The 15,463-nt window shown below is 64.6% G+C and carries 12 protein-coding genes; 5 read left to right on the top strand and 7 right to left on the bottom strand.

The window, feature by feature from the left end; genetic code table 11:
* Positions 1 to 29: 29 nt before the first annotated feature.
* Genes PQT43_RS12775 through PQT43_RS12760 form a run of 4 tightly spaced genes read left to right on the top strand, consistent with a single transcriptional unit; the run spans position 30 to position 5,297 of the window.
* Positions 30 to 1,382: a 3-oxoacyl-ACP reductase gene (locus PQT43_RS12775; RefSeq protein WP_102879416.1), complete on the top strand. Its 1,353-nt coding sequence runs from the start codon at positions 30 to 32 to the stop codon at positions 1,380 to 1,382.
* A gap of 3 nt (positions 1,383 to 1,385) precedes the next feature.
* Complete coding sequence (locus PQT43_RS12770; protein ID WP_272754034.1) at positions 1,386 to 2,279, top strand: MaoC family dehydratase; 894 nt, start codon at positions 1,386 to 1,388, stop codon at positions 2,277 to 2,279.
* A complete protein-coding gene (locus PQT43_RS12765) occupies positions 2,276 to 3,574 on the top strand; it encodes an acetyl-CoA C-acetyltransferase (RefSeq protein ID WP_102879414.1) in 1,299 nt (432 codons plus the stop codon). The genes PQT43_RS12770 and PQT43_RS12765 overlap by 4 nt, the downstream gene beginning before the upstream one ends.
* A gap of 19 nt (positions 3,575 to 3,593) precedes the next feature.
* On the top strand, positions 3,594 to 5,297 hold the full coding sequence (locus tag PQT43_RS12760; protein ID WP_102879413.1) for an AMP-binding protein: 1,704 nt from the start codon (positions 3,594 to 3,596) through the stop codon (positions 5,295 to 5,297).
* A gap of 189 nt (positions 5,298 to 5,486) precedes the next feature.
* Here the strand turns inward: PQT43_RS12760 and PQT43_RS12755 are convergent, their stop codons facing one another.
* Genes PQT43_RS12755 through PQT43_RS12740 form a run of 4 tightly spaced genes read right to left on the bottom strand, consistent with a single transcriptional unit; the run spans position 5,487 to position 10,155 of the window.
* Complete coding sequence (locus PQT43_RS12755) at positions 5,487 to 6,773, bottom strand: efflux RND transporter periplasmic adaptor subunit (RefSeq protein ID WP_110595635.1); 1,287 nt, start codon at positions 6,771 to 6,773, stop codon at positions 5,487 to 5,489.
* Positions 6,763 to 8,262, bottom strand: coding sequence for a TolC family protein (locus tag PQT43_RS12750; RefSeq protein WP_272754033.1), 1,500 nt, complete (start codon positions 8,260 to 8,262; stop codon positions 6,763 to 6,765). Before PQT43_RS12750 ends, PQT43_RS12755 begins: the two co-directional genes overlap by 11 nt.
* The gene (locus PQT43_RS12745) at positions 8,255 to 9,454 is read right to left on the bottom strand and encodes an ABC transporter permease (protein WP_272754032.1); all 1,200 of its coding nucleotides are present in this window, start codon (positions 9,452 to 9,454) and stop codon (positions 8,255 to 8,257) included. Before PQT43_RS12745 ends, PQT43_RS12750 begins: the two co-directional genes overlap by 8 nt.
* On the bottom strand, positions 9,451 to 10,155 hold the full coding sequence (locus PQT43_RS12740; RefSeq protein WP_272754031.1) for an ABC transporter ATP-binding protein: 705 nt from the start codon (positions 10,153 to 10,155) through the stop codon (positions 9,451 to 9,453). The genes PQT43_RS12745 and PQT43_RS12740 overlap by 4 nt, the downstream gene beginning before the upstream one ends.
* Before the next feature lie 353 nt (positions 10,156 to 10,508).
* Between PQT43_RS12740 and PQT43_RS12735 the strand changes: the two genes are divergently transcribed.
* Positions 10,509 to 11,264 (top strand): TetR/AcrR family transcriptional regulator, encoded by a 756-nt coding sequence (locus tag PQT43_RS12735; protein WP_102879408.1) that lies wholly within the window; start codon positions 10,509 to 10,511, stop codon positions 11,262 to 11,264.
* A gap of 252 nt (positions 11,265 to 11,516) precedes the next feature.
* On the opposite strand, the gene PQT43_RS12730 is transcribed toward PQT43_RS12735, so the two are convergent.
* Genes PQT43_RS12730 through PQT43_RS12720 form a run of 3 tightly spaced genes read right to left on the bottom strand, consistent with a single transcriptional unit; the run spans position 11,517 to position 15,322 of the window.
* A complete protein-coding gene (locus tag PQT43_RS12730; RefSeq protein WP_272754030.1) occupies positions 11,517 to 12,830 on the bottom strand; it encodes an NAD(P)/FAD-dependent oxidoreductase in 1,314 nt (437 codons plus the stop codon).
* Positions 12,827 to 13,915, bottom strand: coding sequence for a polyamine ABC transporter substrate-binding protein (locus tag PQT43_RS12725; protein ID WP_110651645.1), 1,089 nt, complete (start codon positions 13,913 to 13,915; stop codon positions 12,827 to 12,829). The genes PQT43_RS12730 and PQT43_RS12725 overlap by 4 nt, the downstream gene beginning before the upstream one ends.
* 48 nt (positions 13,916 to 13,963) lie before the next feature.
* Entirely contained in the window at positions 13,964 to 15,322 is a 1,359-nt protein-coding gene (locus tag PQT43_RS12720; RefSeq protein WP_110651646.1) for a glutamine synthetase family protein, read from the bottom strand.
* Between the last annotated feature and the right edge of the window lie 141 nt (positions 15,323 to 15,463).

Below are 15,463 nucleotides of genomic sequence, written 5' to 3'. Positions count from 1 at the left end.
CCTCTACTGGATTGGATCGGGATCTCTTTATGTCTGACGGTTATCTTTCGTTCGTCAATTCCGGGTGGGGCCGCTGGCTGGCCCAGCGGACCGGCCTGCCACAACCGCTGCCGCTGCAACGCCAGCGCGAGGGGCAGGGCGGCAACCTGATCAACCCGGTGGTCCTCGCCGCGGCGCCCGAGGGGCGCCTTCTGGGCGAGCTGCAACGGATCTTCGCCGCCACCGACACCGTGGCGGCCCAGGCCGCAAGCATCAACGCGCCCTCGACCGTGAAGGTCCAGGGCCTGGTCTTCGACGCCAGCGGGCTGGCGGATATCGCCCAGCTCGATGAGCTGTACCGCTTCTTCCACGCCAATGTCCGGCGCCTGACCGCCCACGGTCGGGTGCTGGTGCTGGGCACGCCGCCGGAGCACTGCAAGGCGCTGGCCCAGGCCGTGGCGCAGCGGGCCCTGGAGGGTTTCGTGCGCTCCCTGGGCAAGGAGTTGCGCCGGGCCATTACCGCGCAACTGCTGTATGTCGAGCCCGGTGCCGAAGGTGAACTGGACAGCAGCCTGCGATTTTTCCTGTCCCGTCGTTCGGCTTATGTTTCGGGTCAGGTGGTGCGCATCGGCGAGCCGGTGGATGTGCCCCGGCACATCGACTGGGCCCAGCCACTGGAGGGCCGGCGGGCCCTGGTCACGGGGGCCTGTCGCGGCATCGGCCTGGCCATTGCCCAGGTCCTGGCCCGGGAAGGCGCCCAGGTGGTGTGCCTGGACATTCCCCAGGTCGAGGCTGAGTTGCAGCAGGCGGCAGCGGGCCTCAAGGGCAGCGCCCTGGCCCTGGACATCACCGCTTCTGGTGCCGGGCAGCGGCTGCTGGAGTTCGTCGGTGAGCACGGTGCTTTCGATATCGTCGTGCACAACGCCGGCATCACCCAGGACAAGACCCTGGCGAAGATGACTGAAGCCGCTTGGCGCAAGGTCATGGCCGTCAACCTGGAAGCACCGCTGTTACTGAGCCAGGCGCTGCTGGAGGGCCAGGGCCTGAACCCGGGGGGACGGATCGTCTGTGTCTCGTCGATTTCCGGGATCGCCGGCAACCTCGGGCAGAGCAACTACGCCACGTCCAAGGCCGGGGTTATCGGTCTGGTGGAGAGTCTGGGGCCACTGGCGGCGCGTCAGCAGATCACGGTCAACGCGGTGGCACCGGGCTTTATCGAAACCCAGATGACCGCGAAGATCCCGCTGCTGATTCGCGAGGCCGGACGGCGCATGAATTCCATGTCCCAGGGCGGGCAGGCCGTGGATGTGGCGCAAACCATCGCCTGGCTGGCCCATCCGGCCTCCGGCGGGATCAATGGACAGGTGGTCCGCGTCTGCGGACAAAGCCTGCTGGGGGCCTGAACCATGAATGCCGACTCTGCCATTCGCATCATCGAACCGCCGCCGTCCCGGGGCCAGTTGCTGTACGACGGCATCCGCAGCTTGCGCAAGCCCAAACTGGAGGCCGTCCCCAAGCTGCCCAGCGAGCGCCTTGTACGCCCGGCGGTGGAGCTGCAGGCCGCCGAAATCGCCCGTTATGCCCAGGCCTGTGGCTTTCGCCGGGAGCACGGTGTGCCGCTGGCCTTTCCCCATACCCTGGCGTTTCCCTTGCACCTGTTGCTGCTGACCCACCCGACGTTTCCCTATCCGGCCAGCGGCATGGTCCACCTGGCCAACCGTATCCGTCAGTACCAGAAACTGGAGGAAGGGCAGGCCCTGCGCCTGGAAGTGTTTGCCGAGCGTTGGCTGGCCCATCCCAAGGGCCAGGCCTTGTCGATTGCCACCCGGGCCCACAGTGGCGGCAGCCTGGTCTGGGAAAGCGACAGCCTGTATCTGCGCCGTGGCGTCAGCGCGCCCATTGGTGAGCCCTGGCAAGGCTCGCTGCCGCTGGATGAACATGCCCTGGTGCGCACTCAACGTTGGAGCCTGGGGGGCGACCTGGGGCGGCGCTTTGCCCAGGTCAGCGGCGATTTCAATCCGATCCACACCTCCTGGCTCGGCGCCCGGCTGTTCGGTTTCCGTCGGCCCATCGCCCACGGCATGTGGACCCTGGGCCGGGCACTGGCAGCGCAGCAACCACCCCATCCACTGGCGGCGGCGGAGCTGGACTGCGAGTTCAAGCTGCCGATCTTCCTGCCGGCGGCGGTGACCCTGTGGAACCGTCTGCCCGACGGTCCGCGCCATGCGTTCGAAGTGCGCAACAACGCGGGGGACAAACCCCACATGCGCGGCCTATTTATCTGGGGAGCTGGGCAATGACTGAGTACAGTTTCAATCCGGCGCCGGTGCGCCGGGTGGCGATCATCGGCGGCAACCGGATTCCGTTCGCCCGTTCCAATACGGTGTATGCCAACGACAGCAACCAGGACCTGCTGGTGGCGGCGTTGCAGGGGCTGGTGGATCGCTACGGCCTGTCGGGCCAGCGCCTGGGGGAGTTCGCCGCGGGGGCGGTGATCAAGCATTCCCGGGATTTCAACCTGGCCCGGGAAAGCCTGCTGTCCACCACGCTGTCGCCGCAGACCCCGGCCTACGACGTGCAGCAGGCGTGTGGCACCGGGCTGGAGGCGGCGCTGCTGGTGGCCAACAAGATCGCCCTGGGGCAGATCGAAGTGGGCATCGCCGGTGGTGCCGACACCACTTCCGATGCGCCCATCGGCATCAACGAAGGGCTGCGGCGGACCTTGCTCCAGGCCAATCGCGCCAAGGGCGCCGGCAACAAACTGCGCAGCTTGCTCAAGGTGCGCCCGGGGATGTTCTTCAAGCCGCTGTTGCCGCGCAACGGCGAGCCACGCACCGGCCTGTCCATGGGTGAGCACTGTGAAGAAATGGCCAAGCGCTGGCATATCAAGCGTCTGGCCCAGGATGAACTGGCCCTTGCCAGCCACCAGCAACTGCAGGCCGCTTATCAGCGCGGCTTCTTCGACGACCTGATCACCCCGTATCGCGGCCTGACCCGGGACAACAACCTGCGGGCCGATGCCAGCCTGGAGAAGCTCGCCGGCCTGGGCCCGGCCTACGACCGCCACAACGGCACCCTGACCGCCGGTAACTCGACCCCGCTCACCGACGGCGCCTCAGTGGTGCTGCTGGCCAGCGAGGAGTGGGCCGCCGCCCACAACCTGCCGGTGCTGGCCTACCTGCGGACCGGGGAAACTGCTGCAGTGAACTTTGTCGATGGCACGGAAGGGCTGCTGATGGCTCCGGCCTACGCGGTGCCGCGCATGCTCGCCCGGGAGGGCCTGGGCTTGCAGGATTTCGACTTCTACGAGATTCACGAGGCTTTTGCCGCCCAGGTGCTGTGCACCCTCAAGGCCTGGGAAGACCCCGACTACTGCAAGGACAAACTCGGCCTCGACGGCGCCCTGGGCAGCATCGAGCGCAGCAAACTCAACGTCAACGGCGGCTCCCTGGGCTGCGGGCATCCCTTTGCCGCCACCGGCGGGCGCCTGTTGGCGACCCTGGCCAAGGCGATCCACCAGCGCGGTTCCGGCCGCGGGCTGATTTCCGTTTGTGCAGCCGGCGGGCTGGGTATCACCGCCATCGTCGAAAAATAAAATAACCAGGAGACTGCCAATGAGTGTCGTGAGCCTGCAACCCGCCGAGCGTATCTGGCTGAACGCTTACCTGCCGGGTGTGCCCAGCGATATCGAAGCCGACATCGACCGCTACCCGTCGCTGCGGGAAGTGTTCCTCGAACACGTGGACAAGTACCGCCACCGGGTGGCCTACGTCAGCATCGGCACCGAGATGGGCTACGACCTCTGGGAGAAGCGCGTATTCGCCTTCGCCGCCTGGTTGCAATCCAAAGGGGTGAAGAAGGGCGATCGGGTGGCCCTGATGATGCCCAACTGCCTGCAATATCCGATCTGCCTGTTCGGCACCCTGTTGGTGGGGGCGGTGGTGGTCAACGTCAACCCGCTGTACACCGCCCATGAACTGCGGCACCTGCTCAAGGACAGCGGCGCCGAAACCGTGGTGATCTTCGAGAACTTCGCCCACACCCTGGAGCAGGCGATGCCGGGCAGCCAATTGAAGAACGTGGTGGTGGCCGCCATTGGCGACTTGCTGGGCACCTTCAAGGGCGCGGCCTTGAACTTCGCCCTGCGCCACGTGCAGAAGCAGGTGCCCAAGTTCAACCTGCCAGGCTCGATCCGCTTCCCGGCGATGATGAAACTGGCCGCGGTGCTGGAGCCCCGTCCAGTGGAGCTGAAGCAGGATGACATCGCCTTTTTGCAATACACCGGCGGTACCACCGGCGATGCCAAAGGCGCCATGCTCACCCACCGCAACATCCTCGCCAACCTGATGCAGGCCAAGGCCTGGGTTGGCGACCAGTTGGACGAAAACCAGCAGGAAACCAACGTCACCTTGCTGCCGCTGTATCACGTGCTGTCACTGACGGTGAACTGCCTGATGTTCATGTGCCTGGGCGGGCGCAACATCCTGATCGCCAACCCCCGGGACGTGAAGCGGGTGCAGATGATCCTGCGCAAGGAGAAGTTCAGCGGCATCGTCGGGGTCAACACCCTGTTCAACGGCTTGCTGGAGAACGAAGAGTTTCGTGGCCGGGACTTCTCCGACCTGAAGCTGGCCATCGCCGGCGGCATGGCCACCCACACCGCCGTGGCCCGGCGCTGGAAGGAAGTCACCGGGGTGCCGATCATCGAAGGTTACGGCCTGACCGAATGCTCGCCGGTGGTGAGCATCAGCCCCATCGACATCGCGCGCATGCGCGAGGGTGACTTCACCGGGACCATCGGCGTGCCGCTGCCGTCGACCTGGGTGCGTTTCGTGCGTGAGGATGGCGAACTGGCGGAGCTGGGCGAGGAGGGCGAGTTGCAGGTGCGTGGCCCCCAAGTGATGAAGGGCTACTGGCAGCGTCCGGAAGAAACCGCCAAGGTCCTGGACCGTCACGGCTGGCTGTCCACCGGGGATATCGGGGTGATGAACGAGCAGGGCTTCATCCGCCTGGTGGACCGCAAGAAGGACATGATCCTGGTGTCCGGCTTCAACGTGTACCCCAACGAGATCGAAGATGTGGTGGCCTTGCATCCGGGCGTGGCGGAAGTGGCGGCGATCGGGGTCGAGGATGGGGTGACGGGGGAGAAGGTGAAGATCTTCGTGGTTCGCAAGGACCCGAACCTGACCCAGGAGCAGTTGCTGGCCCACTGCCGCGAGTACCTGACCGGCTACAAGGTGCCGCGCTACGTCGAGTTCCGCACCGAAGAGTTGCCCAAGACCACCGTGGGCAAGGTGCTGCGCCGCGCCCTGCGTTAGTTCCGAGGGCGCCTGAGGTTGTTCTGAAGATCGCCAAGCAAGGCCCTGCGGGCCTTTTCGCAGCCTCGCCGGGGCTCGGCAGCGGCTACGATCGGTGTAGCCGCTGCCGAAGGCTGCGAACGGCCCGCAGGGGCGCAAGAGTCCCGAGGGCGCTAGAGGTCTTCGGGCGATAGCCAGGCAAGCCTGAACCTACAAGGCGTTGGGCAGGCGGACCTGGCCCGGCTGCAGGCCAAACACTTCGACACCCTCAGCCGTCGATTGGCCGACGCTCACCGGCAGCCGTTGTGCCGGCTGATCGGCGCTCGCCCGATATTCCACACTCATGCCATCTGCGCCGCGCTGGATCGCTGCCGGCGGGATGACGATTGCCTGGTCGTTGCGGTAGGTGATGATGGTCAATCGCGCACTCATGCCCAGGCGCACCCGCTGCAGTTGTTCGCGGGTCAGCGTAGGGATCGACAAGGTCACCGGGAATTGCGCGCTGGCGCCGCTGGCGTCGCCGGGCAGGGCCAGGCTGCTGACGATGTCCACCTGGCCATTGAGGCGTTCGCCATCAAAGCCGTCACCGAGGATTTCCACGCTCTGGCCCTGACGCAACTGGTTGATGTCCAGCTCCGAGACCTTGCTGACGATCTTCAGTTGCTCGATGTTGGCCAGGCCGAACAGGGCCTGGCCCTGGCCGACCTTGCTGCCGGTTTGCACCGGGCCCGAGGCCCCTGCCGAGGCGATTTGGCTCAGGTTGACGCCCGGCGCCGGCACCACGATGCCGGCAAACGGCGCGGTGACGTCCTTGCCCGCCAGCAGGGCGCGCAGGGCTTCGTATTTGACCGTGGCATTGGTCAGTTCCATCTCGGCAATCTGCCGGTATTCGCCCTTGCCCTGATCCAGGGCCTGTTGCAGCTCGCCCTGGGCCGCGCTCAGGTCCAGGCGCTGGGTCTGCAGTTGTTGGGTCAGGTCGTCCAGTTCGTTGCGGGGAATGATGCCCCGGGCAAACAGGCTCTGGCTTTCACTGAGCTTGCGCTCGGAATTGCTGACCGCCATCTGCGAGGAACGCAAGGTCCGCCGGGCACGGGTGACCTGGGCGCTGTTGTTCCAGTCCTGCAGTTCCTGGACGCTGCGTCGGGCCTTGAGCTGGACCGACAAGGCTTCGCGCAACTGGATCTCGATCAGGCTGGGGTCCATTTTCAGCAGGGTCTGGCCGGCCTCCACCCGTTGGCCCTGTTCCACCAGGTTGGCCAGGACAATGCCGTCGAACGGCGCCGTCAGGCTGATGGTGCGCTGGGGTTCGATCTTGCCCACCAGGCCGATCTGATGAATCAGCGGCGCGCTGCTGACCTCGATCCAGCGGCCCTTGTCGGTCGCTGTGTGGTCCGGGGCGTGGTAACCGATCAGCGCCACGCCGGCCAAGGCCAGCACCACCAGCGCCGCGCCCCCTTGCAGGTAGCGTTTGCGCGAGCTTTTCTGCTCAGTAGTCATTGAGCGCAATGTCCCAGGTCTCCAAGGTCGTGCCCAGGGTCAAGTCCAGTTGGGTCTGGGCGTTGAGGTAGGCGATAAGTGCGTTGAGGCGGGCGTTTTCACTGGTGCGCAGGTCGCTTTCATAGCTCAGCACCTGAAAGTTGCTGGAGCGTCCGGCGCTGAGCTTTTCCCGTTCGATCTCCAGTTTGCGCTTGGACAGTTCCACCGCGCGCTGGGCAATTTCGTACTGGCGCCAACGGGTGCCGAGGTCGCGCACCACGTCATTGACACCGCGCTCCAGGGCCTGGCGGGCATCGGCCAGGACCAGCGCCTGGTTTTCCACGTCGACCCGGGCATGGACTTCCGCCTGGCGGGTACTGAGGTCGCCAATGGGGATTTGCACCTGGACCCCGGCATAGCTGTCCCAGGTCCTGCCCGCGCCATTGCCGCCGTCGTTGTCGTAGCGGTTGCGCACCTGGTTGGCACCGGCCACCAGGGACACGTCCCAACGGCCCTGGTCCTTGGCGATCACCAGGTTCAGATCGGCCTGCTGGCTGCCGAGCAAGGTCGCCAGGTAACTGGGTTGCTGGAGCTGGGCCAGGCGCAGGGCGTCCTGCTGGTCGATGCTGATCCTGGCGGCTTCCAGGGCGTCGCTGGCGCGAATGCGCGTGGACAGGTCCAGGGCCAGCAGCCGCAGCAGCGACAGGCGATTGATGTCCACCTGATTGCGCGCTTCTTCGACCCCCAGTTCCTGGCTGGCGATATCGGCTTCGGTCTGCACGATCTCGAACTCGGCCATGCGCCCGGCGGCGATCAGCGCCCTGTTCACCTGGAGCAGGGCATTGGCGCGCTTGAGGGCATCCTCGACGATCGCCAGCTGTTGCTGGGCCCGCAGCAGCTCGCGGTAGGCGCCGATGATGTCGCTGATGGTCTGCGCCACGTTGGCCTTGAGGTTGAGGCGATAGGCCTGTTCGTTGATCCGCGCCAGGCGTAGCGGGGCGGTGGTCACATCCCAGCCGGCGCCCTTGAGCAGGGGCTGGATAATCGCCAGGTCGAGGCCGTCGCGCCGGTAGTAGCCGGCCCGATTGGCATTGCTCAACTCTTGCCGCCAGGCCATGTTCAAGCGGGTGCCGTACTCCCCCAGCAAACTGGAACTGGGCGTGAGCATGGCGTTGCGTACCCCGTCGTTGCTGCCCTTGTTGGCCTGATAGGTGCCACTGAGCAGCAGCTTGGGATTGAAGGCATCTTCCGAGACCCGCAGATCGAACTTCTGCGCCACGCGCTGCAAGTAGGCGCTGCGAATCCCGCGGTTGTTGCGCAGGCCCAGGTAGACCGCATCGGCGAGGGTCAGGTCGGTCTGCTGCTGGCTCAACAGGACGCTGCGTTCATAACCGCTGTGCAGGGTCGGGGCTGACGCTTGGCGAGCCACATTCATGTCCTGGGAGGCGGCTTGCCCCAAGGGGCTGATCAGCCACAGCAGCAACAGCCCGGCGCGTTGGCGATCATTCATCGCGCAGCGCCTCCACCGGTTGCAGGCGCGAGGCCGAGATGGCCGGGTACAGGCCGAAGAACAGGCCGATCAACAAGGTGCTGCCGATGCCCAGGGGCAAGGATGCAGAGGCCAGGGAAAACTGCCAGCCGGAAACCCGGGCATAGAGGTAGGCGGCGCTCATGCCCAGCACCGCCCCGGACAGGGCACCGACGGCCGTGAGGGTCACGGCTTCGAGCAGGAACAGGTTGCGGATATCCCGGCGCCTGGCGCCCAGGGCCATGCGGATGCCGATCTCCCGACGCCGTTCCGAGACGTTCATCAGCATCACGTTCATCACCCCGACCCCGCCCCCCACCAGGGAGATGCCCCCCAGGGCCATCAGCAGGTAACCGAAGGTGCGGCTTTGTCGGGTCATGCCGTCGATGATCTTTTGCGGTATCTGTACTTCCACGCCCCGTCCCGGTAGCTGTTTTTTCAGCGCATCGCCCAGGGCCGTGGCCAGTTGGTTCATGTCCTGGGAGGGCGCGGCGCGGGCTATCAGGTTGCTGATCTGCGCACTGGAGGATATTCGCCGCATGCCTTCCAGGGGCACGAACAGGGATTCGTTGGTCTGCACCGGGATCAGCACGGCAGCCGGTTGCGGTTGCAGGATCCCAATCACCTGGAACAGATAGTCATTGATGCGAATTCTGTCGCCCAGGCGCAGTGGTTCATGGGGCTGGCTCAGGGCCTGGGCCACTTGTGCCCCCACCACCGCGTAGGTTTCGGCGGCATCGAATTCCGAAAGGAAGCGTCCTTGCTGCAGCTGCAGGCGCATGGCGTCGTTCAGTGCCGCAGTGCTGCCCACCAAGTTGGCGTTGGTGGTGCGTCCCTGGAATACCACTGGGCCGCTGAACAACGCCACCGGGGCGATGTGCAGCAGGTTGGGCAGGGCCTTGTACAGGGTGGCGAGGTCCAGCGCCGCCGGCATGGGCGTGCGCGCCCCCGAAGTGTCGGGGAACTGCACCGCCAGGGTGTCGGTGCCCATGTCCTGGAAGATCGCCGCGGCGTCTTCGGCGGCGTTGTGGCCGATATTGATCAGGGCCACCACCGATGAACTGCCGATGACGATCCCCAGCAGAGCCAGGATCGAACGCTTGCCCAGGGTGCGCAGGCTGACGAAGGCTTCGTGCAGCAACTGGCTGGCGCTTTGTTCGACCTTGAGGCTCATGCCGGGCAGACCTCCTGGACCACGCCGTTGGTGACCCGGATCTGCCGCTCCAGGCGCTGGGCGATGTCCGGATCGTGGGTGACGATGATCAGGGTCACCTGGCGCTCGCGGTTCAGCGACAGCAGCAGGTCCATGATCTCCTGGGCAGTATGGCTGTCGAGGTTGCCGGTGGGTTCGTCGGCGAGGATCACCGAGGGTTCGCCCACCAGGGCCCGGGCAATCGCCACCCGCTGGCGCTGACCGCCGGAGAGGTCCGCCGGGCGGTGGTGGGCCCGCTGCCCCAGGCCCACCTGATCGAGCATGTGCTGGGCGCGTTCCAGCGATTCACGCCGCGCCACTCCGCGATAGCTCAGGGGCAGGGCGACATTGTCCAGGGCACTGAGGCGTGGCAGCAGGTTGAAACTCTGGAAGACGAAACCGATCTGCTGGTTGCGGATCGCCGCCAGTTGGTCGGGGCTGGCGCGGAAGATATCGTGCCCGGCAAAGCGGTAGTCGCCGTTGTCGGGCAGGTCCAGCAGGCCGAGGATGTTGAGCAGGGTGCTCTTGCCGGAACCGGAGGCACCGAGAATGGCGCAGCTTTCACCGGCTTCGATGGACAGGGAAACGTTCTTGAGAATGTGGAGCGGTTGCTCCGCCAGCCGATAGCTCTTGCCTATGCCTTGCAGGGAGATAAAACCTGGGTCGATTATCGTCGCTGTCATCGCTTACCGCGCCGGCTGGCTCGACTGAATGCTTGAACACTCCCACCACGTACGGCTCGTGCAGCGGGGGTTCAGGGGCAACGCCAAGCTCTGGTTTTATTTATTATTTTAAAAAATTTGTTTGAATAGTAACTGCGTTCATCCTGGCGCGCCAGCTGTCTGAACCGGGTAATTGCGGGCTTTTTTCGGGATTTTTCTACCAGGAACCCGTGGGTCACAAAACGGCCTCGGGCCGCTGGGGACGTCCCTGGGACGCTTGCTTTTAGGGCTTCTCGCGGGTATAAAAAATCAAATTTTTTTTTAAAACACTGTTCGAACGGTCAGTTTTTCATCCCAGCAAAGGTTAGTCCTCCATGGTCGCCAAGAAACTCAGTGCCCCCAATGTCACCAAGACCCGACTGCTGGAAGCGACCGAGGCATTGTTCATCAAGTACGGCTACGACGCCGTGCTGCTGCGTCAGATCACCGAGCGCGCCCAGGTCAACCTGGCGGCGGTGAACTATCACTTCGGCGACAAGGACTCGCTGATGAAAGCCCTGCTGATGCAGCGCCTGGGCCCCCTCAACGATCAACGCCTGGAACTGCTGGCCAAATGCGAAGAGCAGGCCCAGGGACCGCTGGATTGCGAGACCCTGCTGGGGGTGCTGTTCGCCCCGGCCATGGGCCTGGAGCGCAGTGATGAAAGCGGTGGCCTGGAAGGCCGGTCGTTCATCCGTTTCCTGGGCCGGGTGTACAGCGATACCTCGCCCTTCATTCAGGAATACCTCAAGGAACACTACCAACCGGTGTTCGAGCGCTTCTTCAAGGCCTTTGCCCTGGCGCTGCCGGACCTGCCGCGCAACGAATTGGGGGTGCGCCTGCAGTTTGCCCTCAAGGCGATTTCCGGGGTGATGGCCGGCACCGAACTGCGCCTGCTGATGCAGGCCATGAGCCTGGGCCGTCCGGCCACTGACGCCGAAGTCATGGCCAAGCTGATCAGCCTGGTGTCGGCGGCGATTCGTGCGCCCATGCAGGATCCCGACTCCGAGCAGGCCCTGGAAAAGGTCTTGAACACTCAGCGCCTGATTCGTCAGCACAGCCAGTCCCAGGTCGGAATGATTTCCGCCTGAGGGGCTGCCGCTCCTGCCAGCACCGCACAGTGCCGGCAGCAGCGGCAGTGTCATTCGAAGCATCAATATTGCTCAGGGCTGCGGCCGCCATCTGCCAGGTTCTGCGCCTCGCATCGCCCCTGGAGCGCCCGGCATCCAGAATGAGCAGCCACAACGGGTTAATGCGCTGTTGCTGGATTTTCCGCAGCGACGGTTCACCTGGAGAACCTGCCCGCTCCGTAGCAAGCGAGATGGGCCGGCGAAGGCGGGCGGTCAACCGAGCATTTCCCGCATCCGGTGCCAGAGCATGCCCAGGGCCAGCAGCGGTGCGCGCAGGGCTGGGCCGCCCGGGAAGGTCATGTGGGGCACGGCGCTGAACACATCCAGGCCATGGCTGTGGCCGGCATGAATGGCTTCGGCCAGCAGCCGTGCGGTCCAGTGGGTGACATTCAGGCCATGACCGGAATAGCCCTGGGCGTAGTACACGTTAGGGTACTGGTGCAGCCGACCTACCTGGGGGAAGCGATTGGCGGTGATGCCGATCTTGCCGCCCCATTGGAAGTCGATGGCCACATCGTTCAATTGGGCAAATACCTTGAGCATCTTCGGCCGCATGTAGGTGCCGATGTCCGCAGGATCACGCCCTGAATAGTGGCAGGCACCGCCGAACAGCAGGCGTCGATCCGCCGTCAGCCGGTAGTAGTCCAGGCCCACTTTCTGGTCGCACAGCGCCAGGTTCTGCGGGATCAACTGTGTCGCCAGCGCCTCAGGCAGTGGCTCGGTGGTGATGATGTAGCTGCCGGCGGGCAGCACCTTGCCACTCAGGCGCGGTTCCAGTTCATCCAGGTGGGCGTTGCATCCGAGCACCAGGCTGGCGGCGCGCACGGTGCCTGTGGCGCAACGCACCTCGACGCGGTTGCCATGCACCAGTTCCAGCACCGGGCTCTGTTCGAAGATCCTCACCCCCAGGGACGTCGCGACCCGCGCTTCCCCCAGCACCAGCTTGAGTGGGTGCAAATGCCCCGAACCCATGTCCACCAGGCCCCCGGCATACACCGGGGAGTCCACCACCTGATGCATGTCCTGGGGCGCCACCAGGCGGGTAGGGTGGCGGTAGCCCAGGCTCGCCAGATGCTCCTGTTCTGCCTGGAACGCCGCGAACTGGGCCCGGGTATTGGCCAGCTCGCAGAAGCCCCAGCGCAGGTCGCAATCGATGCCGTGTTCGGCGATACGCTGGCGCACCACTTCCACTGACTCGATCCCGGCATGCTCAAGGTATTTCACCCCCTCCTTGCCGACGTAGCGGGCAAAGCCGCTGACGTCGTGGCCAATGCCGCGAATCAGTTGGCCACCGTTGCGCCCACTGGCGCCCCAGCCGATGCGACGGCCTTCCAGGAGAATCACCGACAGCCCGCGCTGGGCAAGCTCGATGGCGGTGTTGACGCCGGTGAAACCACCGCCGATGACACAGACGTCGGCGCTCAGGTCACCGTCCAGGGACGGGTAGCCGGGCAGGCTGCCGGCGGAGGCGGCGTAGTAGGAGCGGGCATGCTCGCTGGCGCTGCCCGAGTGTCTTGGCTGAATCATTTGTTGGACTTCACTTTGCTCCAGGAGCGGGTCATCAAGCGCATGATGGCCGGCGACTGGGTGGTGGAAATGTACAGTTTGTCGAGCACGTCCTGAGGCGGGTACACCTCGGGATTGTTCACCAGCTCGGCGTCCATGTACGGCTGGGAGGCCGGGTTGGGGTTGGCATAGCCGACATAGCCGCTGACCTTGGCGATCACTTGCGGGTCCAGCAGGTAATTGATGAAGGCGTGAGCCTCCTTGACGTTGCCGGCATCGGCGGGAATCGCCAGCAGGTCGAACCACAGGTTGCTGCCTTCCTTGGGAATGGCGTAGGCGATGTTCACCCCGTTCTTGGCTTCCTTGGCCCGATTGGCGGCCTGGAACACATCCCCGGAGTAGCCGAAGGCGATGCAGATATCACCGTTGGCCAGGTCCGAGACGTACTTGGAGGAATGGAAGTAGGTGATGTACGGGCGCAGGGTCAGCAGCTTGGCCTCGGCTTTCTTGTAGTCCTCGGGATTTTCACTGCGCGGGTCCAGCCCCAGGTAGTTGAGCACCGCCGGAAACACCTCGTCCGACGAGTCCATCATCGACACCCCGCACTGCTGGAGCTTCTTCAGGTTCGCAGGCTCCAACAGCACCGCCCAGGAGTCGATGCGCTCGATGCCCAGCACCTGCTTGACCTTGTCGACGTTGTAGCCGATGCCGTTGGTGCCCCACAGGTAGGGCACCGAGTACTGGTTGCCGGGGTCGTTCTGCTCCAGCAGCGCCAGCAGCTTGGGGTCCAGGTTCTTCCAGTTGGGCAACTGCGAGCGGTCCAGCTTGAGGAACGCGCCGGCCTTCACTTGGCGCGCCAGGAAATGGTTGGAGGGCACCACCACGTCGTAGCCGGTGCGCCCGGCCAGCAACTTGCCCTCCAGGGTTTCGTTGGAGTCGAACACGTCGTAGATCACCTTGACCCCGGTTTGTCCCTGGAAGTCGGCGAGGGTGGTCTGGCCGATGTAATCGGTCCAGTTGTACACGCTGACACTGGGTTGTGCCTGGACGGCGGCGCTCATCAAGGCCGCCAGTGCGGCCGGGATCACTGCTTGCAAAAGACGCATATCGACACCTCTTCGGGTTGTTTTTATTGATTGCAGAAGGTGGGGAAATCAGACGCTGAGCAGCAGGAACTCGCGTTCCCAGGAGCTGATCACGCGCTTGAAGTTCTCGTGTTCGGCGCGCTTGACCGCCACATAGCCACGGACGAACTTGCGCCCCAGGTAGTGCTCGATAGTCGGGCAATCCTCCATGTGCGCCAGGGCGTCCTCGATGGTGATCGGCAGGCGCAGGTTGCGGCGTTCATAGGCCCGGCCTTCCACCGGGGCGCTGGGCTCGATGCCCTCGACCATGCCCAGGTAGCCGCACAGCAGGCTGGCGGCGATGGCCAGGTAAGGGTTGGCATCGGCGCCGGGAAGGCGGTTTTCCACGCGCATGGCATCGGGGCTGGCGGTGGGCACACGCAGGCCGACGGTGCGGTTTTCCTCGCCCCATTCGACGTTCACCGGGGCCGAGGTGTCCGGCAAAAAGCGGCGGAACGAGTTGACGTTGGGGGCGAACATCGGCAGCACCTTGGGGATGTACTTCTGCAGACCGCCGATGTGGTGCAGGAACAGCTGGCTCTTCTGGCCATCGGCGTCGACGAAGATCGGCTTGCCGGTGGCGATGTCCACCACGCTCTGGTGCAGGTGCATGGCGCTGCCGGGCTCATCGGCCACCGGCTTGGCCATGAAGGTGGCGGTGACGTTGTGCTTGAGCGCGGCCTCGCGCAGGGTGCGCTTGAACACGGTGATCTGGTCCGCCAGATCCAGGGCGTCGCCGTGGCGGAAGTTGATTTCCATCTGTGCCGGGCCGTCTTCGTGGATCAGCGTGTCCAGGTCCAGGCCCTGGGCTTCGCACCAGTCGTAGACATCCTCGAACAGCGGGTCGAACTCGTTGGCGGCATCGATGGAGAACGACTGGCGGCCGCTTTCCGCCCGTCCCGAACGGCCCAGGGGCGCCTTGAGCGGCAGGTCCGGGTCTTCGCAGCGCTGGGTCAGGTAGAACTCCATTTCCGGGGCGACGATCGGCTGCCAGCCCTTGTCGGTGTACAGCTGCAGCACTTTTTTCAGCACGTTGCGCGGCGACAGCTCGATGGGGTTGCCGAACTTGTCGAAGGTGTCGTGGATGACGATGGCCGTGGGCTCGATAGCCCAGGGCACCAGGTAGATCGATGACGAGTCGGGGCGGCAGATCATGTCGATGTCCGCCGGGTCCAGCAGTTCGTAGTACAGGTCGTCGTCGACAAAATCCCCGGTTACCGTTTGCAGCAGGACACTTTCCGGCAGGCGCATGCCGCGCTCATGCAGGAACTTGTTGGTGGGCGCGATCTTGCCGCGGGCAATGCCGGTCAGGTCGCTGACCACGCACTCTACTTCGGTAATCTTGTGATCTTTCAGCCAGGAGGAAAGCTGATCGAAAGGGGCGTTCATAAAGACCTCGATGATTGGTTTTGTCTGCACCGAGGTGAGCGGGAGTATCCCGGCAAGGCTTCCCCTGCGGCGCATTGGCGACTATCTTGGGCGAGCCTTGTTGTTCCATCTATCCACTTTAAGCAGCACCAAAGCGCACCA

It is taken from the genome of Pseudomonas sp. BLCC-B112 (genome assembly GCF_028550695.1).
GTDB lineage: Bacteria > Pseudomonadota > Gammaproteobacteria > Pseudomonadales > Pseudomonadaceae > Aquipseudomonas > Aquipseudomonas danubii.
The sequence above is the reverse complement of the archived record's forward strand: the minus strand, read 5'-3'. Positions and strand labels throughout refer to the sequence as shown.